Here is an 18,839-nt window from a genome sequence, read left to right on the forward strand (position 1 = left end):
TGATGGGCGAAAGGAGAGAATACCGTGCTTGATGTGAATAATTTTGAGAGGATGCGTATCGGGTTGGCTTCTCCGGAGATGATCCGCAAATGGTCCTATGGGGAAGTAAAAAAACCTGAGACCATTAATTACCGCACCTTAAAGCCCGAAAGAGAAGGCCTTTTCTGTGAAAAAATATTTGGCCCTACCCGTGACTGGGAGTGCCACTGCGGTAAATATAAGAGAGTCCGTTATAAAGGCATTATTTGTGACCGATGCGGTGTTGAAGTAACGAGGTCTAAAGTCCGCCGCGAGAGAATGGGACATATTGAGCTGGCTGCGCCGGTTTCCCATATCTGGTACTTCAAAGGGATTCCGAGCAGAATGGGGCTTCTGCTGGACATGTCACCACGTTCCCTGGAAAAAGTTCTATATTTTGTCGCGTATATCGTTGTTGATCCAAAGGATACCTCCCTGATGAAAAAACAGCTTCTTACCGAGACAGAATACCGGGAGGCCAGGGAAAAATACGGCAGTGGCTTCAAGGCGGAGATGGGTGCTGAGGCCATAAAGGCGTTATTAACCGAGATTGATCTGGATAAACTGAACGAAGAACTTCGCACCGAGCTTAAGGAAGTGTCCGGTCAGCGAAAAATCAGGGCGATCAGACGTCTGGAAGTTGTCGAAGCATTTAAACAGTCCGGAAACAGTCCGGAATGGATGGTTCTTGATGCGATCCCGGTTATTCCACCAGAACTGCGGCCGATGGTTCAGCTGGATGGCGGAAGGTTTGCAACCTCCGACCTGAATGATCTGTACCGCAGGGTTATTAATAGAAATAACAGGCTGAAAAAGCTTCTTGACCTTGGCGCTCCTGATATTATTGTCCGGAACGAAAAAAGAATGCTTCAAGAAGCTGTTGACGCACTGATTGACAATGGCCGTCGCGGACGGCCGGTTACCGGACCCGGCAACAGGCCGCTAAAATCGTTGAGTGATATGCTGAAAGGCAAGCAGGGAAGATTCCGTCAGAACCTTTTAGGAAAACGTGTCGACTATTCCGGCCGTTCTGTTATCGTTGTAGGGCCGACACTGAAGCTTTCCCAGTGCGGGTTGCCGAAAGAGATGGCGATTGAGCTGTTTAAGCCTTTCGTGATGAAAAACTTAGTTAATGAGGGTTATGCCCATAATATTAAAAGCGCCAAGCGAATGGTGGAAAGGGTAAGACCGGAAGTATGGGATGTCCTGGAAAAAGTCATTGCTGAGCATCCAGTGCTCCTGAACCGTGCCCCAACGCTGCACAGACTTGGAATTCAGGCTTTTGAGCCTATCCTTGTCGAAGGTAAGGCTCTGCAGATTCACCCACTCGTTTGTACGGCTTACAATGCCGACTTCGATGGGGACCAGATGGCGGTTCACGTGCCACTTTCCGCTGAGGCCCAGTCTGAAGCTCGACTGCTGATGCTGTCTGCGCACAATATCTTGAACCCGAAAGACGGACGCCCGGTAGCTTCACCAACCAAAGATATGGTTCTGGGCTGCTACTATCTGACAATGGAAAGACCTGGAGCCCTTGGTGAAGGCAAGATCTTCAAGGATCTGAATGAAGCGGTTCTGGCGTACAATTCCAAAGCTGTCCATCTTCAAGCCTTGATCAAGGTGCGCAAGGATGGAAAACTTCTGGAGACAACGACAGGAAGACTCATTTTCAATACCGTTATTCCTGAAGAAGCCGGTTATATAAACGAAATGGTCACTAAGAAGTCTTTAGATAAAATTGTTGCCAAGACTTACCGTTTTTGCGGTTACGAGAAGACAGCCTTATTGCTGGACGGAATAAAAAATCTAGGCTTTAAGTTTTCGACACGAGCCGGAGTCACGGTCGGTATTGACGATATCCAGGTTCCCGAAGTCAAGAGAACGATTCTGGCCGAGGCGGATATTGCTGTTGCCAAGACCGAACAGCAGTACCGACGCGGTCTCATTACCGATGAAGAGCGCAAGATCCTTGTTATCGAAATCTGGACTAAAGCCAATGATTCCGTAACGAAAGCTTTGATGGAATCACTGGATAAGTTTAATCCGGTTTATATGATGGCCAATTCCGGAGCGCGTGGTAATATTCAGCAGCTGCGTCAGCTGGCAGGGATGCGCGGACTGATGGCAGACCCGTCAGGCCGAACGATTGAACTGCCTATTAAAGCCAACTTCCGTGAAGGCCTGACTGTGTTGGAGTACTTTATCTCTTCGCACGGTGCGCGTAAAGGTTTGGCTGACACCGCACTCAGAACTGCCGACTCCGGGTATCTGACCCGCAGACTCGTCGATGTATCCCAGGATGTCATTGTCCGGGAGGATGATTGCGGCTCCGATAAAGGCATTATGGTCGAAGACATCAAGGAAGGCAGTGAAATGATCGAGAAACTGGAAGAACGTCTGGTAGGACGGTTCCTGGTAAGAGAGATCCGTCATCCTGAAACAGGCGAACTGCTGGCTTCTCCCGATTACGAAATCAGTGAAGAACAAGCTAAAGCGATTGCTGATGTTTATGACAAAGTTGAGATAAGGTCCGTGCTGAACTGTAAGACCCGTTACGGTGTTTGCAAGAAATGCTACGGCAGAAACCTTGCCACCGGACGTCAGGTTGAAATCGGCGAAGCAGTCGGCATTATCGCTGCCCAATCTATCGGTGAACCTGGAACCCAGCTTACGATGCGTACTTTCCACACCGGTGGTGTTGCCGGAGACGACATTACTCAGGGTCTGCCGAGGGTAGAGGAACTGTTTGAAGCACGCAAGCCCAAAGGCCAGGCGATTATCTCCGAAATCAGTGGCACAATTACGATCAGAGAAGTCAAAGGCCGCAGAGAAGTGGAAGTCACGAGCGAGACCGGGGAACAAGGAATCTATACTATACCGTTTGGTTCCCGTCTCAAAGTCAAGAATGGCCAGGTCATTTCCCCAGGTGACGAATTGACCGAAGGCAGCATTAATCCTCATGATACGCTGAAGATCAAGGGAATAATCGGTGTACAGGTCTATCTGCTCGGAGAAGTGCAGCGGGTATATCGTCTGCAGGGCGTTGATATCAATGACAAGCATATCGAGGTGATGGTCCGGCAGATGCTCAGAAAAGTTAAGATAGAAGAAGCCGGAGACACCAGCCTTCTACCCGGTGGACTGATCGATATCTTCGAGTTTGAGGAGGAAAACGCGAAAGTCTTGCAGGAAGGCGGAGAACCTGCTGAATGCCGTCCGGTTCTGCTCGGAATTACCAAGGCTTCTCTCGCTACCGATTCCTTCCTCTCGGCAGCATCTTTCCAGGAGACAACCAGAGTACTCACGGAAGCTGCTATTAAAGGAAAAGTCGATCCGCTGATTGGCCTGAAAGAGAATGTCATCATCGGAAAACTAATCCCTGCTGGTACCGGGATGTCCAAATACCGCACCCTGAAGGTCACAGACAGCGGGGCCCTTCAGTCCAGGACTGAAGTCTAGAGCAATTGTGTTCTTGACATGGAAATAGGCTACTGCTAAAATAGTATAGTCTGATTTTAGAATAGGGGAGGAGAGCATTTTAAAATGCTTGATGAATCTATAAAAAAAACGCAAAGAGTTGTGGTTGGTTTTAAACAAACCAGCCGGGCGCTGGAGAAAGGCGAAGTCGGCAGTATTTATCTTGCCAAGGATGCAGATCAAAAGCTTCTTCGCCCGATCCTGGAGATGTGTGCTGTCAGACAAATTGAAATCAAGGAAGTTCCTACGATGACTGAATTGGGTAAAGCCTGTGGTATTAAAGTAGGTGCTGCAGTCGCAGCCATTCTGAATGACTAGGGTTCCTATAAACAGCTTTCTTGGTTGCCAAAAACCATCTGATTTTTGTAGAATAATTATTACAGGAAGGAGGTGCAGTTATGCCGACAATTCATCAGCTTATCCGCAAAGGGAGAGAAAAGGTTATTGCAAAATCGACCGCTCCTGCTCTGCAATGGGGACATAATTCACTGAAACGCAAGGATTTTCCTTCGGGTGGTTCTCCACAAAAGAGAGGGGTATGTACGAGAGTGTATACCACAACACCTAAGAAACCGAATTCTGCTCTGAGAAAGGTAGCCCGTGTCCGCCTGACCAATGGCATTGAAATAACCACGTATATTCCTGGAATCGGCCATAACCTTCAGGAACACTCCGTAGTTCTGGTTCGTGGAGGCCGTGTTAAGGATCTTCCGGGCGTACGTTATCATATCGTTCGTGGGGCATTGGATACAACCGGTGTTCAAAACCGTAGTCAGGCTCGTTCCAAGTATGGGGCCAAGAGACCTAAGAAAAAATAATGTATAAGTATCGTAGCCTAAAATATGTTATATTTTGGCTGCACTCTAATTTTATTGCAGTGTTTTTAGAAAGGAGGAATACAGTTGCCCAGAAAAGGTTATATTGCGAAAAGAGAGATCCTGCCGGATCCAATCTATAAGAATAAGACCGTCACAAAATTTATCAACCAGATTATGCTTGACGGCAAAAAAGGTGTTGCTGAATCGAATTGCTATAATGCCTTTCAGATTATTCAAGATAAGACCGGTAAAGATCCGATCGAAGTATTTGAGACAGCATTAAAAAATGTTATGCCTGTATTAGAAGTCAAAGCACGCAGAGTTGGTGGTGCCAACTATCAGGTGCCGATCGAAGTACGTGTGGACCGTCGTCTGACCCTAGGCCTGCGCTGGCTGGTTGAGTATGCCCGTAAAAGGGGAGAAAAAACCATGCAGGAAAAACTGGCCGGAGAGCTAATGGATGCTGCCAACAATACTGGCGGTTCTTATAAGAAAAAAGAAGATACCCATAAAATGGCCGAAGCAAACAAGGCTTTTGCCCATTATCGCTGGTAATCACAATGATTAGCTTGGGGTTACTTTAGAGTTTATTTATCTGGATAGAGAGGCTGATAATAAGTGGCAAGGCAAGTTCCCTTGGAGAAAACTCGGAATATCGGCATCATGGCGCATATTGATGCTGGAAAGACCACAACCACAGAGCGCATCTTATTTTACACTGGCCGTGTTCATAAAATCGGTGAAGTGCATGATGGTGCTGCCACGATGGATTGGATGGTTCAGGAGCAGGAGCGTGGGATTACCATTACTTCTGCAGCTACCACCTGTCAATGGAAAGGGCACAATGTTAATATCATTGACACACCCGGGCACGTTGATTTTACTGTTGAGGTTGAGCGCTCTCTGCGCGTGCTGGACGGCGCTGTAGCAGTGTTCTGTTCAGTTGGCGGGGTTGAGCCTCAGTCGGAAACAGTTTGGCGCCAGGCCGACAAATACGGTGTACCTCGTATCGCTTATATAAATAAGATGGACAGAGTCGGTGCGGATTTTTTCCGTGGAGTTTCCATGATTGTTGACCGCCTGGGATCAAATCCTGTTCCTATTCAGCTTCCGATTGGAACTGAAGACAAATTTAGCGGGATTGTGGATTTGGTTACCATGAAAGCAACAATATACACAGATGACCTCGGCACAGCAAGCGATGTTTCCGATATTCCTGCAGACCTGATGGAATTGGCGCAGGAATACCGTGAAAAATTGCTGGAAGCTGTCTCAGATGTCGATGAAGAATTGATGATGAAATATCTGGAGGGCGCAGAGATTTCCGAACAGGAAATCAAGCAGGCGATCCGCAAAGGCACAATTAACTTAAAATTCATTCCGGTTTTATGCGGATCATCCTTCAAGAACAAAGGGGTTCAGCCTTTGCTTGATGCTGTCGTCGATTATATGCCGTCGCCTCTTGATGTGCCGGCTATCCAGGGTGTCAATCCGGATACCGGTGAGGAAGACGTACGTCATTCCGATGATAACGCACCTTTTTCAGCATTGGCATTTAAAATTATGTCGGATCCTTATGTTGGAAAATTGACCTTCTTCCGCGTTTATTCCGGAACGCTCAGTGCGGGTTCCTATATCACGAACTCGACCAAGGGCAAGAAGGAAAGAATTGGCCGTATTCTTCGGATGCACGCCAATCACCGCGAAGATGTCGATGAAGTCCGCGCTGGGGATATCGCTGCAGCTGTCGGCATCAAAGATGTCAGCACAGGGGATACGTTATGCGATGAAAAGAACCGCGTTATTCTCGAATCGATGGTATTCCCCGAACCAGTTATTCATATTGCAATTGAACCTAAAACAAAGGCTGACCAGGAAAAGCTTGGCGGATCACTCGCAAAGCTTGCTGAAGAAGATCCTACCTTTAAGATGCGTACGGATGAAGAAACCGGACAAACCATTATTTCAGGGATGGGAGAACTTCACCTGGAAATCATTGTTGACAGACTGATGAGAGAGTTTAAAGTTGACTGTAATGTGGGTCGTCCACAGGTAGCCTATAAGGAAACGATCCGCAAGCATGTCAAAGCAGAAGGAAAATATGTTCGGCAGTCTGGTGGACGTGGACAGTATGGTCACTGCTGGGTTGAATTCGAACCGCTAGAACAGGGCACTGGCTTTGTATTTGAAAGCAAGATTGTCGGTGGCGTTATTCCTAAAGAATATATATCGCCGATCGGTGCTGGTATAGAAGAAGCCCTTCAAAATGGTATCCTGGCCGGGTATCCGGTTCTGGATATCAAGGCGACCGTCGTTGACGGATCCTACCATGATGTCGACTCCTCTGAAATGGCCTTCAAAATTGCCGGTTCAATGGCTTTCAAAGCAGCGGCTGCCAAAGCAGACCCCGCAATTCTGGAGCCAATGATGAAGGTGGAAGTCACCGTGCCGGAAGAATATATGGGCGATGTCATCGGAGATTTGAACTCGCGCCGAGGCAGAATCGAAGGTATGGAAGCTCGTTCGGGTGCCCAGATTATTCGTGGTTATGTGCCGCTTTCGGAGATGTTCGGTTATGCGACAGAGCTCCGTTCCCGTACTCAGGGCAGGGGCGTATATTCAATGCAGTTTGATCACTATGAGGAAGTGCCCAAAAATATTGCCGAAGGTATTATTGCCAAGCGGCAGGGGGCTTAATATAGAAATTAACTGCAAAAAAATAACAAATTTATTTAAGGAGTGAAACTTAAATGGGTAAACAAAAATTTGACCGTTCCAAGCCGCACGTTAACGTAGGTACAATTGGCCACGTTGACCATGGTAAAACGACAACGACTGCTGCGATTACATTTGTTTTGTCCAAGGTTGGCGGTGCTGTTGCAACTGCATTTGATCAGATCGACAAAGCGCCTGAAGAGCGTGAACGCGGAATTACGATTTCTACCGCTCATGTTGAGTATGAAACGGCAAACCGTCACTATGCTCACGTTGACTGCCCGGGCCATGCTGACTATGTTAAAAACATGATCACCGGTGCTGCTCAGATGGACGGTGCCATCCTGGTTGTATCCGCTGCTGACGGCCCGATGCCTCAGACGCGTGAACACATCCTTCTTGCCCGTCAGGTAGGTGTGCCTTACATCGTTGTATGGCTGAACAAAGTTGACATGGTTGATGATCCTGAACTTCTCGAACTGGTTGAAATGGAAGTTCGTGAGCTGTTAAGTGAATATGAATTTCCCGGTGATGATATTCCTGTTATTCCCGGTTCCGGACTCAAAGCTCTGGAGTGCGGATGCGGACAGAGAGACTGCGAATGGTGCGGCAAAATCTGGAATCTGATGGATGCTGTTGACAGCTATATTCCTCAACCGGAACGTGCTGTAGACAAACCATTCCTGATGCCTGTAGAAGATGTCTTCACGATCACTGGTCGTGGTACTGTTGCTACCGGCCGTGTAGAGCGTGGTGTCCTTAAAGTCGGCGATGAAATTGAAATCGTTGGTCTTTCTGAAAAACCGCGTAAGAGTGTTTGCACAGGCGTTGAAATGTTCCGAAAACTGCTCGATCAGGCTCAGGCCGGTGACAATATCGGCGCTCTGCTGCGTGGTGTTGAGCGTAAAGACATTGAGCGCGGACAGGTTCTGGCTAAACCAGGAAGTATTAAACCGCATACGAAGTTTAGCGGTGAAGTTTACATTCTGAGTAAAGAAGAAGGCGGACGTCATACGCCGTTCTTCAACAACTATCGTCCTCAGTTCTACTTCAGAACAACCGACGTTACTGGTGTAATCAAACTCCCAGAAGGCACAGAAATGATTATGCCTGGTGACCGTGTATCCATCGAGTGCGAATTGATCACCCCCATTGCTATGGAAGAGGGACTCCGCTTCGCTATCCGTGAAGGCGGACGTACTGTTGGGTCCGGCGTTGTAGCCAAAGTTGTCGAATAATTAGCTGCTGATATTAAGGGAAGCTGCCAGAAATTTTCTGCACAGCTTCCCTGATGCTCTCTACGCAAAAGGTTGCTGTCTTCGGTGACTCCGCCGTAAGGCAGGGAATTTTTGCGCCAATAGTCCTGTTTAACAGGCGATATATTTAGGAGGTAAAGAAATGAACCAAAAGATTAGAATTCGGCTGAAGGCCTTTGACCACAAAACGCTTGATCAGTCGGCAGAAAGAATTGTTGATACTGCGAAAAGAACCGGTGCGAGCGTCAATGGGCCAATACCCCTTCCGACCGAAAAGAGTATTTACACTATTTTACGTTCTCCGCATGTCAACAAGGATTCCCGTGAACAGTTTGAGATGAGAACGCACAAGAGATTGATCGATATTATTGATCCTACCTCGAAAACAGTGGATGCACTGATGAGACTGGATCTGCCTTCCGGTGTAGATATCGAAATTAAATTATAATTAGAGTCTGGCGTTTTTTTAGAATATGTGGTAAAATAGATATGTTTGTGACACGAAACACCCGGAGGTGTGGAACACCTTTGGGGTAAGTGTTGCTAAACGCATATAATATATTAATTGATTACACTCTCGTGCCCCGTTTCAGACGGTGCACTTCAAAGTGTACAGGAGGTGGCGTCGTGTCTAGAGGAATTCTGGGTAAAAAAGTGGGTATGACCCAAATTTTTGCAGAAGACGGAAAAGTGATTCCGGTGACTGTTGTTCAGGCCGGTCCTTGTTATGTCCTGCAGAAAAAAACTGAAGCTTCAGACGGTTATAATGCAATTCAGGTTGGTTTTGATGAGAAAAGAGAAAATCTTGCAACTAAACCTGAAAAAGGTCATTTCAAAAAATCCGGTGTCAAATTCATGCGCTTCATCAAGGAATTCAGAACTGCTGAGGCAGATTCCTTCGAAGTTGGTCAGGAAATCAAAGCAGATATCTTCGCAGCCGGTGACAAAGTTGATGTAGTCGGAACTTCCAAAGGTAAGGGCTTTGCTGGTATGCATAAGCGTCATGGAGCCCGCCGCGGACCCATGGGTCATGGATCAAAATATCATCACCGTACAGGTTCCATGGGCGCGAAAGGGCCAGCTCGTGTTTTCAAGGGAAGAAATTTACCTGGACGGATGGGTGGAGAAAGAGTTACGGTTCAAAACCTTGAAGTTGTAAGGGTTGATACTGATAAAAACTACATCCTTATTCGAGGATGCGTACCTGGTGCTAAAAAAAGCCTGCTGATACTGAAAGAATCGGTTAAAGCGAAATAATCCGTAAGGAAAGGAGGATAAAGCAATGCCTAAGGTACAGGTTGTAAATATGCAAGGATCTCCGGTTGGAGAAATGGAATTAAATGAAACGATATTTGGAATAGAGCCCAATACCCATGTTATGCATTCCGCTGTTGTAGCCCAGCTGGCCAACGCCAGAGTCGGCACCCATTCTACATTAGGTCGGAGCGAAGTCAGAGGCGGCGGTCGCAAGCCTTGGAAACAAAAAGGAACAGGTCGGGCCAGAGCCGGCACGATCCGTTCACCGCTCTGGAGAGGCGGCGGCATCGTATTTGGACCAAAACCGAGAGACTATAGTAAAAAGCTTCCTAAGAAAGTGAAGAGACTGGCTCTGTGCTCTGCGCTTTCCAGCAAAGTGATTGACAACAGCCTGATCGTGGTTGATCAAATCAGCTTTGAGCAGCCAAAAACCAAAGAAATGGTTAAACTTTTGGAAGCTCTGAAAATTGATAAAAAAGCGCTTCTCGTTGTCGAGAACAATGACGATAATAACGTTCTGGTCTCTGCGCGCAACATTCAGGGAGTGCTTACCTCAAGAGCAGATGCCTTAAATGTTATAGATCTTTTGAAATATGATTTTGTGGTATTTACTAAGGCGGCTGTGATGAGGACTGAGGAGGTGCTGAGCAATGCGTGATGCTCGTGACGTGCTGATTCGACCGGTCATTTCTGAAAAATCGGTCGGATTGGTAGAGGAAAACAAATACTCCTTCTGGGTTAGCACTGCAGCTAATAAGATTGAAATCAAATCAGCTGTAGAGAAAATGTTCAAAGTTAAAGTTGATGACGTTCGCACCATGAAGGTTAAAGGAAAAGAAAAACGTCAGGGCCGTTATTCGGGCATGACACCTACCAGGAAGAAAGCTATCGTAACCCTGAAGGCCGGCGACAAAATTGAAGGATTTGCAGGTCTGTAGTTTTAAGGCAAAGGAGGTAGAAAAAAATGCCAATTAGATCGTACAAACCAACATCTCCGGGACGCAGACAGATGACTGTACTGAATTTCGATGAGATTACCAGGAATGAGCCTGAACGTTCCCTTATCGCCCCCCTGCGCAAGAAGGCTGGAAGGAATAATACAGGACGTTTGACAGTCCGTCACCAAGGCGGCGGTCATAAGAGACGTTATCGTCTGATAGATTTTAAAAGAATCAAAGATGGCGTTCCTGCCAAGGTTGCTAGCATTGAATATGATCCGAACCGTTCTGCTAACATCGCTCTTCTGAACTATGCTGACGGCTTTAAAAGTTACATTATTGCTCCCAATGGACTTAAGGTGGGCCAGGAAATTGTAAGCGGCGAACAGGCCGATATTAAAGCCGGCAATACGTTAAAGCTTAAGAATATTCCGGTCGGAACACTGATTCATAATATTGAGATGAAACCCGGCAAAGGCGGCCAGTTAGTCCGTTCAGCCGGTGGATCAGCTCAGTTGATGGCCAAAGAAGGCAGTTATGCAACACTCAGACTCCCGTCGGGAGAAATGAGAATGATCCACATCGAGTGCCGGGCCACGATTGGCCAGGTCGGGAACTTGGATTATGAAAACGTGACGATCGGTAAAGCCGGAAGATCCCGTTGGCTTGGGATTCGTCCGACAGTCCGTGGTTCAGTCATGAACCCGTGTGATCACCCCCACGGCGGTGGTGAAGGACGTAACCCGATTGGACGTAATCCTGTCACTCCTTGGGGTAAACCCGCCCTTGGCGCCAAGACCAGGAAAAAGAAGAACCAAAGCAATAAGTTCATTGTCAAGCGTAGAGATAAGAAGTAAGCGAAAGGAGACCTCATAATGGGCAGATCTCTAAAAAAGGGACCTTATGTCAGCGCTCGTTTGTTAGAACGGGTGGAAGATATGAATAAAAACGGCGAGAAGAGAGTATTGAAGACTTGGTCCAGACGATCCACCATTTTCCCGCAGATGATTGGTCATACGATTGCCGTCCATGACGGACGCAAGCATGTACCTGTTTATATTACAGAAGATATGGTTGGGCATAAACTTGGTGAATTTGCACTGACCCGGACTTTCAAAGGACATGCCGGAAGTGAAAAATCGAGCGGCTTACGCTAGTTGAGAGGAGGTAAAGAAAAATGGAAACAAAAGCAGTTGCTAAATTTATCCGTATCTCTCCTCGCAAGGTGCGCCTGGTTGTAGATCTGATTCGCGGTAAGAAAGTTGAAGAAGCGATGGCGATCTTGAAATTTACGCCGAATATATCTGCTGAACCGGTTGGCAAGGTGCTGAAGTCAGCAGTAGCAAACGCGGAACACAACCTGGAAATGAGTCCGGATGATCTGTATGTTACCAAAGTATTCGTTGATCAAGGACCAACCTTAAAGCGTATCATGCCTCGGGCGCAGGGAAGAGCTGACAGGATCCGCAAACGGACCAGTCACATTACCGTTGTCGTCGGGGATAAGAAGGAGGAATAGGCAAAGCATGGGTCAAAAAGTTAACCCCAAAGGTCTTCGTATTGGCATTATCCGTTCGTGGGAAGGCCGCTGGTATGCTGATAAGAACTACAGGGAGCTCCTCCACGAAGACTTAAAAATCCGTAAATTTGTAACCAACAAACTCCAACAAGCAGGAGTTCCTAAAGTTGAAATAGAGCGCGCTGCAAACCGGGTCAAAGTATCTGTTCATGCCGCAAAACCCGGGATCGTAATTGGCCGCGGTGGCGCTGAAGTCGAGAACCTGCGCAAGGCATTAGAAACAATGACCGGCAAACAGGTTGCAGTTAATATTGTTGAAATTAAAAAGCCTGAACTGGATGCCAAGCTGGTTGCTGACAGTGTCGCTCAGCAACTTGAAAAACGTATTTCTTTCCGGAGGGCGATGAAACAGACCGTAGGTCGCACCATGCGTGCAGGCGCTCAAGGGATCAAGATTTCATGCAGCGGACGTCTGGGTGGAGCTGAAATTGCCCGTACAGAATGGTATAACGAGGGAAAAGTCCCCCTTCATACGCTGCGCGCAGACATTGACTACGGATTTTCCGAAGCCAATACAACGTATGGCAAAATCGGCGTAAAAGTATGGATTTACCGTGGAGAAGTTCTTCCGACCAAGAAGTCCGTTCAGGAGGAAGGAGGATTATAAAATGTTAGTACCAACCAGAGTAAAGCATCGTAAACAACATCGTCCGAGCCTTAAAGGAAAGGCTCAGAGAGGTACTAAAGTAGTTTACGGTGAATATGGACTTATGGCGCTCGAGAATGCCTGGGTTACCAACCGGCAGATTGAGGCAGCTCGTATTGCAATGACCCGTTACATTAAGCGTGGCGGTAAAGTATGGATAAATATCTTTCCTGACAGGCCGATAACTGCAAAACCGGCTGAGACCAGAATGGGTAGTGGTAAAGGTACTCCGGAATACTGGATTGCTGTTATCAAACCCAACAGAGTCATGTTTGAACTGGCCGGTGTTTCTGAGGAAGTTGCCCGTGAAGCGTTAAGGCTCGCAGCTCATAAACTTCCGATTAAATGCAAGTTTGTCCGCAAAGAGGATCAGGCTGAAGAACAGGTTGGAGGTGGCGCAGATGGCGAAGAATAAGAATTTCCCTGATATGACCGATGAAGAGCTCCTGAAACAGATTGACGGGCTCAAAACGGAATTATTCAATTTGCGTTTCCAATTAGCTACCGGACAACTTGATAACCCGATGCGGATCAAAGAGGTCCGTAAAGGGATCGCGAGAGGCAAAACCATTCTCCGTGAGCGCGAGCTCAAACGTGCTTAAGGTAGGAAAGGAGGCAAAAACATTGGAAAGAACAATGCGCAAAACGCAATATGGCAAAGTTGTCAGCGATAAAATGGATAAAACGATTGTTGTTGCAATTGAAACCAGAAAAAAACATCCAATCTATCATAAAACAGTAAAGGTTACCAAAAAATATAAGGCGCATGATGAGAATAACGAGGCTAGACTAGGGGATACCGTCCTGATTATGGAGACCAGACCGTTAAGCAAAGAAAAGAACTGGAGACTGGTCAAAGTTGTTGAAAAAGCGGTTATTCTCTAAGCCAAGGAAATATCAAGCAGCTAAGAAAGGAGGTTCCGCCCAATGATTCAGGCTGAATCAACCCTTAAAGTGGGAGATAATACCGGAGCAAAAAAACTTTTATGTATCCGTGTGTTGGGTGGTTCTAAACGTCGTTACGCATCAATTGGTGATATCATCGTTGCTGCGGTTAAAGAAGCAACACCAGGCGGCGTTGTCAAAAAAGGTGATGTTGTCAAAGCTGTTGTTGTCCGTACTACCAAAGAAATTAAAAGACCAGACGGTTCATATATTCGATTCTCCGAAAATGCAGCAGTTATTATCAAAGATGACAAGAGTCCGAAAGGAACGCGTATTTTTGGACCTGTTGCCCGTGAACTCAGAGAAAAAGATTACATGAAAATCGTTTCGCTGGCACCGGAAGTACTATAGAAAAAACCGGACGGAGGTGAATAAATAATGTCCGCCGAAAGAACAAAAGTAAACGTCAGAAAAGGCGATATGGTCATGGTGATAACCGGCAAGGACGCCGGAAAAAAAGGCAAGGTTCTTGAAGTTCTAACCCAGAAGGGCAGAGTTGTGGTCGAGAAGGTCAACGTTGTAAAGAAACATCAGAAACCGACCAAAGATATGCCCCAAGGTGGAATTGTCGATAAAGAAGCTCCGATTCACAGCTCCAATGTGATGCTGTTTTGCACAGAATGTAATTCTGTCACCAGGAAGAGTGTTAAGATTACTGGAGAAGGTAAAGTGAGAGTCTGCAAGAATTGCGGACACAATTTGCCGGAAGAAAATAAGAAGTAATTCTGGAAGGGAGGTACTCTGGTGGCTCGCTTAAGAGATTATTATAAAAATGAGATAACCCCGGCTCTGCAGAAAAAATTTGATTATAAGAATATCATGCAAACACCGCGTTTGGAAAAAGTGGTTATCAATATAGGTTTGGGAGAAGCGATTCAAAATCCGAAAGCCATAGATTCCGCTGTAGATGATCTCATGACAATTACGGGTCAGAAACCGGTCGTAACACGGGCGAAGAAGTCGATCGCAGCATTTAAGCTTCGTGCAGGCATGCCGATTGGCGTGAAGGTTACTTTAAGAGGTGACCGGATGTATGAGTTTGTTGACAGGCTGCTGAACGTAGCGCTTCCTCGTGTCAGAGATTTTCAGGGAGTATCCGCCAAGGCATTTGACGGCAGAGGCAATTATACCCTCGGCATTAAAGAGCAGCTCATTTTCCCGGAAATTAATTTTGACAAAATTGATAAAATTAGAGGTATGGATATCGTCTTTGTAACAACGGCCAATACGGATGAAGAAGCAAAAGAGCTGCTTAAAGCATTCAGAATGCCGTTTAAGGACTAGATATGAAGGAGGCTTAAGATATGGCCAAGACGTCGATGATTGTTCGTCACCAACCAAAATATTCTGTACGTGTGCATAACCGCTGCAAAATATGTGGCCGCCCGCATGCTTATATGAGGAAATTTGGAATATGCAGGATATGCTTCAGAGAACTGGCTTATAAAGGCGAACTGCCTGGTGTAACGAAGGCTAGTTGGTAAGCATTATTGGAGAAAGGGGGAAATAAAAGTGTCAACAACATCAGATCCTATTGCCGATTTCCTGACACGGATCCGGAATGCCGGGATGGTTTACCACGATAAAGTAGAAATTCCTGCTTCAAGTATCAAGAAGGCTCTGGCCGAACTGCTGAAACAGGAAGGCTTTATCAAGGATTATGAATATATTGATGACAATAAACAGGGGGTCTTGAGATTATACCTCAAGTACGGCCCTAACCGGGAAAGAGTCATTACCGGTTTGAAACGTATCAGTCGTCCCGGTTTAAGAGTTTATGCAAAAAAAGACCAGATTCCTAAGGTTTTAGGAGGTTTGGGCGTTGCTGTGATATCTACCTCCAAAGGCATCATGCCTGACAGACAAGCACGCAGTGAAGGTTTGGGTGGAGAAGTTATCTGCTATATTTGGTAAAGGATGGAGGTGTAGAATATGTCTCGAATTGGTAGAAAAGCAATCACCATTCCAGGCGGGGTGGAAGTTAAACAAGAAGGTCAGGTCGTTACCGTTAAAGGCCCCAAAGGAACGCTTACCAGAGAATTCCGGCCTGAAATCGGTATTCAAGTAGAAGAAAATACAATCAGCGTTACCCGTCCCAACGACGAACCTTTCTACCGTTCGCTTCACGGACTGACCCGCACCCTTCTTGCCAATATGGTGGAAGGTGTATCGAACGGGTTTAGCAAGAATTTGGACCTTGTCGGAGTAGGCTATCGTGCTGCTCTTTCAGGTAAAAAACTTGTGCTTACTGTCGGCAAATCTCATCCGGTTGAAATGGAACCCTATGAAGGGATTGAAATCGAAGTTCCTGCACCGAACAAGGTGATCATTAAAGGAATCGATAAGGAACAAGTCGGTAATTTTGCTGCAGATGTTCGTAAGCAACGTGAACCGGAACCGTATAAAGGTAAAGGGATTAAATACGAAAAAGAAGTCATCCGCCGCAAGGAAGGTAAAACCGGCGGTAAGAAATAAGGTAAGGGCAAAATCTCTTGCCGCGTAGAAAGGATGAAAAAGCTTGATTAAAAAGAGTGACCGCAGAAAAATTTTGAAACATAAGCATAAAAGTGTCCGTAAAAGAATCCAGGGCACAGCCGAAAGACCGCGTATGGCAGTATTTAGAAGCTTAAACCATATTTATGCCCAGGTTATCAACGATGACCTTGGAATCACCCTGGCTGCAGCTTCTTCTCTCGATGCTGAGTTTAAAGCAGCAGAGCTGTCCGGAGGAAACGTTGAGGGAGCTAAAAAAGTTGGCGAACTCATTGCGAAAAAAGTGCTGGATAAAGGAATCACCAAAGTGGTCTATGACCGCGGCGGCAGCCTATATCACGGTAGAGTTGCAGCTCTGGCCGAAGCCGCTAGAGAAGCAGGACTTGACTTCTAATCTTTAGAAAAGGAGGGAAAATCATTGTCAAATATCGATCCTAGTAAACTGGAGCTCACCGAGAAAATTGTACACATTGCCCGTGTTGCTAAAGTTGTCAAAGGCGGAAGACGTTTCAGCTTCAGTGCTCTGGTTGTCGTCGGCGACGGCAATGGTATTGTCGGCGCAGGACTCGGAAAAGCAACCGAAGTTCCGGAGGCTATTCGTAAAGGCGTAGAAGATGCTAAAAAGAATCTGATTGCTGTACCTTTAAAAGGAACATCGATCCCGCATCCGATTCTCGGCCAATTTGGTGCCGGCGAGGTTCTGCTGAAACCCGCTGCCAAAGGTACCGGAGTTATTGCCGGTGGTCCGGTGCGTGCTGTACTCGAAGTAGCAGGGGTTAAAGATATACTCACAAAATCACTGGGATCTTCCAATGCTCATAACGTTGTCAATGCAACGATGGCTGGCCTCAAGGCGCTGAAGCGCGACGTCGACGTTGCCAAAGCCCGCGGCAAGGCAGTGGAAGAAATACTCTAAAATAATGTATCGTAGCACCAAGTAAGGAGGTGTCCATATTGAAACTCCATGAACTCAAACCTGCAGAAGGTTCGACCAAATCACGCAAACGTGTTGGAAGAGGCAACGGCTCGGGACTTGGAAATACAGCCGGCCGTGGTAACAAGGGTCAGAAAGCCCGTTCCGGCGGTGGTGTCCGTCCCGGATTCGAAGGTGGCCAAATGCCCATTACCCGCAGACTTCCGAAACGCGGTTTTACAAATAATTTTAGAAAAGAATATGAGGTCATCAATGTATCCGATCTTGAAGAAAGATTTGAAAATGGTGAAGAAGTTACCATTGAAGCTTTATTTGAGACTGGACTCATCAATAAAGTCAAGGATGGTGTCAAAGTACTCGGAGACGGGGAATTGACCAAATCATTAACCGTAAAAGTTCATAAGGTAAGCAAAACAGCAGCAGAGAAGATTACTGCTGCCGGTGGAAAAGTAGAGGTGGAATAAATTGATACTTGAAACCCTGAAGGATGCCTGGAAAGTTCCGAGCATTAGAAAGAAAATAGGGTTCACCTTGCTTATGCTTCTGATCTTTAGGATTGGGTCTCACATCCCGATTCCGTTTATGGATCGTGAAGTGCTTCAAAACATGATGGGCAGTGGAGGATTGTTTGATTTCTTCAACACATTCTCTGGTGGCTCCCTGAAACGCTTCTCTGTATTCTCATTAAGTATCATGCCCTATATCACTGCCTCGATCATTATTCAGCTCTTAACGGTCGTCATTCCTTATCTGGAAAGACTATCAAAAGAGGGCGATCAGGGCAGAAAAAAGATTGTTCAGTATACCCGCTATGGTACGGTTGTACTTGGCTTCATCAACGGTTTTGGACTGACCATCGGCTTAAGAGGTGCGCTTACGATTCCTCAAGAGTCGCTTAGGATTCTAATTTACATTATGATTGCAATCGTACTGACCGCAGGTACAGCTTTTCTGATGTGGCTGGGCGAACAGATCACCGAAAAAGGCATTGGCAATGGCATCTCACTCATTATCTTTGCCGGTATTGTTGCTGGGATTCCAGATGCAATCAAGTACTTGGTTGGGCTGCTGCAGGTTGGCGAAATCGGTTGGATATCAATCGTAGGCTTAGTGGTTATTGCAGCGCTGATTATTGCCGCTGTTGTATTTATCCAGGAGGGCCAAAGAAGAATTCCGGTTCAATATGCCAAAAGAGTCGTCGGCCGCAAGCAATACGGTGGACAGAGCTCTCATATTCCATTAAAAGTTAATCAGGCGGGCGTCATTCCGATTATTTTCGGTATTTCCTTAATGGCCTTTCCGGCAACCATTGCGACCTGGCTCCCACAGGACTCAGCCTTCGCTCTTTTTGCCCAGAAATGGCTGCAAATGAACGGCTCAGCCTATTCAATACCGTACTTGATCATGTATGCATTGCTCATTATTTTCTTTACCTATTTCTATACAGGAATTACCTTTAATCCTGTAGATGTCGCGGATAATCTTAAAAAGTACGGCGGTTTTATTCCCGGAATTCGTCCGGGTCGTCCGACTTCAGATTATTTGTTTAAAATCCTGAGCAGAGTGACTTTGGCAGGTGGGATATTCCTGGCACTGATTGCTGTTCTCCCCAGTCTAATCATGGGATTCACCGGAATAGATAACATCTATTTAGGTGGAACATCCCTGCTGATTGTGGTCAGCGTTGCTCTTGATACGATGAAACAGATGGAGAATCAGCTGATGCAGCGTCACTATCAAGGATTTTTAAAGTAGGAGGCTAT

General features: G+C 46.4%; 27 protein-coding genes. All 27 read left to right on the forward strand.

Features of this window, described 5'->3' with window-relative positions; genetic code table 11:
• Window positions 1-24 precede the first annotated feature (24 nt).
• The 27 genes from rpoC (at window position 25) to secY (ending at window position 18,831) form a co-directional block, all read left to right on the forward strand.
• Window positions 25-3,477, forward strand: a complete 3,453-nt coding sequence (gene rpoC / locus AB3489_RS02170) for a DNA-directed RNA polymerase subunit beta' (protein ID WP_368293804.1) — start codon at window positions 25-27, stop codon at window positions 3,475-3,477.
• An 84-nt stretch (window positions 3,478-3,561) separates the two neighbouring features.
• Window positions 3,562-3,813, forward strand: a complete 252-nt coding sequence (locus tag AB3489_RS02175) for a ribosomal L7Ae/L30e/S12e/Gadd45 family protein (protein ID WP_015043948.1) — start codon at window positions 3,562-3,564, stop codon at window positions 3,811-3,813.
• Window positions 3,814-3,893: 80 nt separating this feature from the next.
• Entirely contained in the window at window positions 3,894-4,313 is a 420-nt protein-coding gene (gene rpsL, locus AB3489_RS02180; protein ID WP_015043947.1) for a 30S ribosomal protein S12, read from the forward strand.
• Between the two features lie 84 nt (window positions 4,314-4,397).
• Complete coding sequence (rpsG, locus tag AB3489_RS02185; RefSeq protein ID WP_015043946.1) at window positions 4,398-4,868, forward strand: 30S ribosomal protein S7; 471 nt, start codon at window positions 4,398-4,400, stop codon at window positions 4,866-4,868.
• 63 nt (window positions 4,869-4,931) lie between these two features.
• Entirely contained in the window at window positions 4,932-7,010 is a 2,079-nt protein-coding gene (gene fusA / locus AB3489_RS02190; RefSeq protein ID WP_019225209.1) for an elongation factor G, read from the forward strand.
• 53 nt (window positions 7,011-7,063) lie between these two features.
• Complete coding sequence (gene tuf / locus AB3489_RS02195; RefSeq protein WP_015043944.1) at window positions 7,064-8,266, forward strand: elongation factor Tu; 1,203 nt, start codon at window positions 7,064-7,066, stop codon at window positions 8,264-8,266.
• Between the two features lie 160 nt (window positions 8,267-8,426).
• Window positions 8,427-8,732 (forward strand): 30S ribosomal protein S10, encoded by a 306-nt coding sequence (gene rpsJ / locus AB3489_RS02200; RefSeq protein ID WP_015043943.1) that lies wholly within the window; start codon window positions 8,427-8,429, stop codon window positions 8,730-8,732.
• A 179-nt stretch (window positions 8,733-8,911) separates the two neighbouring features.
• Window positions 8,912-9,541 carry a 50S ribosomal protein L3 gene (gene rplC, locus AB3489_RS02205; RefSeq protein WP_015043942.1) on the forward strand — a complete coding sequence of 210 codons (630 nt, stop codon included), beginning with the start codon at window positions 8,912-8,914 and terminating at the stop codon, window positions 9,539-9,541.
• Window positions 9,542-9,566: 25 nt separating this feature from the next.
• Window positions 9,567-10,199 (forward strand): 50S ribosomal protein L4, encoded by a 633-nt coding sequence (gene rplD, locus AB3489_RS02210; protein ID WP_015043941.1) that lies wholly within the window; start codon window positions 9,567-9,569, stop codon window positions 10,197-10,199.
• Window positions 10,192-10,479, forward strand: a complete 288-nt coding sequence (gene rplW, locus AB3489_RS02215; protein ID WP_015043940.1) for a 50S ribosomal protein L23 — start codon at window positions 10,192-10,194, stop codon at window positions 10,477-10,479. The genes rplD and rplW overlap by 8 nt, the downstream gene beginning before the upstream one ends.
• Before the next feature lie 26 nt (window positions 10,480-10,505).
• On the forward strand, window positions 10,506-11,336 hold the full coding sequence (gene rplB / locus AB3489_RS02220; RefSeq protein ID WP_019225210.1) for a 50S ribosomal protein L2: 831 nt from the start codon (window positions 10,506-10,508) through the stop codon (window positions 11,334-11,336).
• Between the two features lie 18 nt (window positions 11,337-11,354).
• Complete coding sequence (gene rpsS, locus AB3489_RS02225; RefSeq protein ID WP_015043938.1) at window positions 11,355-11,636, forward strand: 30S ribosomal protein S19; 282 nt, start codon at window positions 11,355-11,357, stop codon at window positions 11,634-11,636.
• A gap of 20 nt (window positions 11,637-11,656) precedes the next feature.
• Window positions 11,657-11,998, forward strand: a complete 342-nt coding sequence (gene rplV / locus AB3489_RS02230; RefSeq protein WP_019225211.1) for a 50S ribosomal protein L22 — start codon at window positions 11,657-11,659, stop codon at window positions 11,996-11,998.
• A gap of 7 nt (window positions 11,999-12,005) precedes the next feature.
• Entirely contained in the window at window positions 12,006-12,665 is a 660-nt protein-coding gene (gene rpsC, locus AB3489_RS02235; protein ID WP_015043936.1) for a 30S ribosomal protein S3, read from the forward strand.
• A gap of 1 nt (window position 12,666) precedes the next feature.
• Entirely contained in the window at window positions 12,667-13,119 is a 453-nt protein-coding gene (gene rplP, locus AB3489_RS02240; RefSeq protein ID WP_019225212.1) for a 50S ribosomal protein L16, read from the forward strand.
• The gene (gene rpmC, locus AB3489_RS02245; protein WP_015043934.1) at window positions 13,106-13,306 is read left to right on the forward strand and encodes a 50S ribosomal protein L29; all 201 of its coding nucleotides are present in this window, start codon (window positions 13,106-13,108) and stop codon (window positions 13,304-13,306) included. Before rplP ends, rpmC begins: the two co-directional genes overlap by 14 nt.
• A 22-nt stretch (window positions 13,307-13,328) precedes the next feature.
• Window positions 13,329-13,589: a 30S ribosomal protein S17 gene (rpsQ, locus tag AB3489_RS02250; protein ID WP_015043933.1), complete on the forward strand. Its 261-nt coding sequence runs from the start codon at window positions 13,329-13,331 to the stop codon at window positions 13,587-13,589.
• A gap of 42 nt (window positions 13,590-13,631) precedes the next feature.
• A complete protein-coding gene (gene rplN / locus AB3489_RS02255) occupies window positions 13,632-14,000 on the forward strand; it encodes a 50S ribosomal protein L14 (RefSeq protein ID WP_015043932.1) in 369 nt (122 codons plus the stop codon).
• 27 nt (window positions 14,001-14,027) lie between these two features.
• Window positions 14,028-14,372: a 50S ribosomal protein L24 gene (rplX, locus tag AB3489_RS02260; protein WP_015043931.1), complete on the forward strand. Its 345-nt coding sequence runs from the start codon at window positions 14,028-14,030 to the stop codon at window positions 14,370-14,372.
• Window positions 14,373-14,393: 21 nt separating this feature from the next.
• Complete coding sequence (gene rplE / locus AB3489_RS02265; RefSeq protein ID WP_015043930.1) at window positions 14,394-14,933, forward strand: 50S ribosomal protein L5; 540 nt, start codon at window positions 14,394-14,396, stop codon at window positions 14,931-14,933.
• Window positions 14,934-14,953: 20 nt separating this feature from the next.
• Window positions 14,954-15,133, forward strand: coding sequence for a type Z 30S ribosomal protein S14 (locus tag AB3489_RS02270; RefSeq protein ID WP_015043929.1), 180 nt, complete (start codon window positions 14,954-14,956; stop codon window positions 15,131-15,133).
• Window positions 15,134-15,161: 28 nt separating this feature from the next.
• Window positions 15,162-15,563, forward strand: coding sequence for a 30S ribosomal protein S8 (gene rpsH / locus AB3489_RS02275; RefSeq protein WP_015043928.1), 402 nt, complete (start codon window positions 15,162-15,164; stop codon window positions 15,561-15,563).
• An 18-nt stretch (window positions 15,564-15,581) separates the two neighbouring features.
• Window positions 15,582-16,124 (forward strand): 50S ribosomal protein L6, encoded by a 543-nt coding sequence (gene rplF, locus AB3489_RS02280; RefSeq protein WP_019225213.1) that lies wholly within the window; start codon window positions 15,582-15,584, stop codon window positions 16,122-16,124.
• Window positions 16,125-16,167: 43 nt separating this feature from the next.
• Entirely contained in the window at window positions 16,168-16,536 is a 369-nt protein-coding gene (rplR, locus tag AB3489_RS02285) for a 50S ribosomal protein L18 (protein ID WP_019225214.1), read from the forward strand.
• A gap of 24 nt (window positions 16,537-16,560) precedes the next feature.
• Window positions 16,561-17,058, forward strand: a complete 498-nt coding sequence (gene rpsE / locus AB3489_RS02290) for a 30S ribosomal protein S5 (RefSeq protein WP_015043925.1) — start codon at window positions 16,561-16,563, stop codon at window positions 17,056-17,058.
• Between the two features lie 38 nt (window positions 17,059-17,096).
• Window positions 17,097-17,540: a 50S ribosomal protein L15 gene (gene rplO, locus AB3489_RS02295; protein ID WP_368293807.1), complete on the forward strand. Its 444-nt coding sequence runs from the start codon at window positions 17,097-17,099 to the stop codon at window positions 17,538-17,540.
• 1 nt (window position 17,541) lies between these two features.
• Window positions 17,542-18,831 carry a preprotein translocase subunit SecY gene (gene secY, locus AB3489_RS02300; protein ID WP_015043923.1) on the forward strand — a complete coding sequence of 430 codons (1,290 nt, stop codon included), beginning with the start codon at window positions 17,542-17,544 and terminating at the stop codon, window positions 18,829-18,831.
• The last annotated feature ends 8 nt before the right edge of the window (window positions 18,832-18,839 follow it).

Source organism: Dehalobacter sp. TBBPA1 (genome assembly GCF_040931655.1).
GTDB classification, from domain to species: Bacteria; Bacillota; Desulfitobacteriia; order Desulfitobacteriales; family Syntrophobotulaceae; genus Dehalobacter; species Dehalobacter restrictus.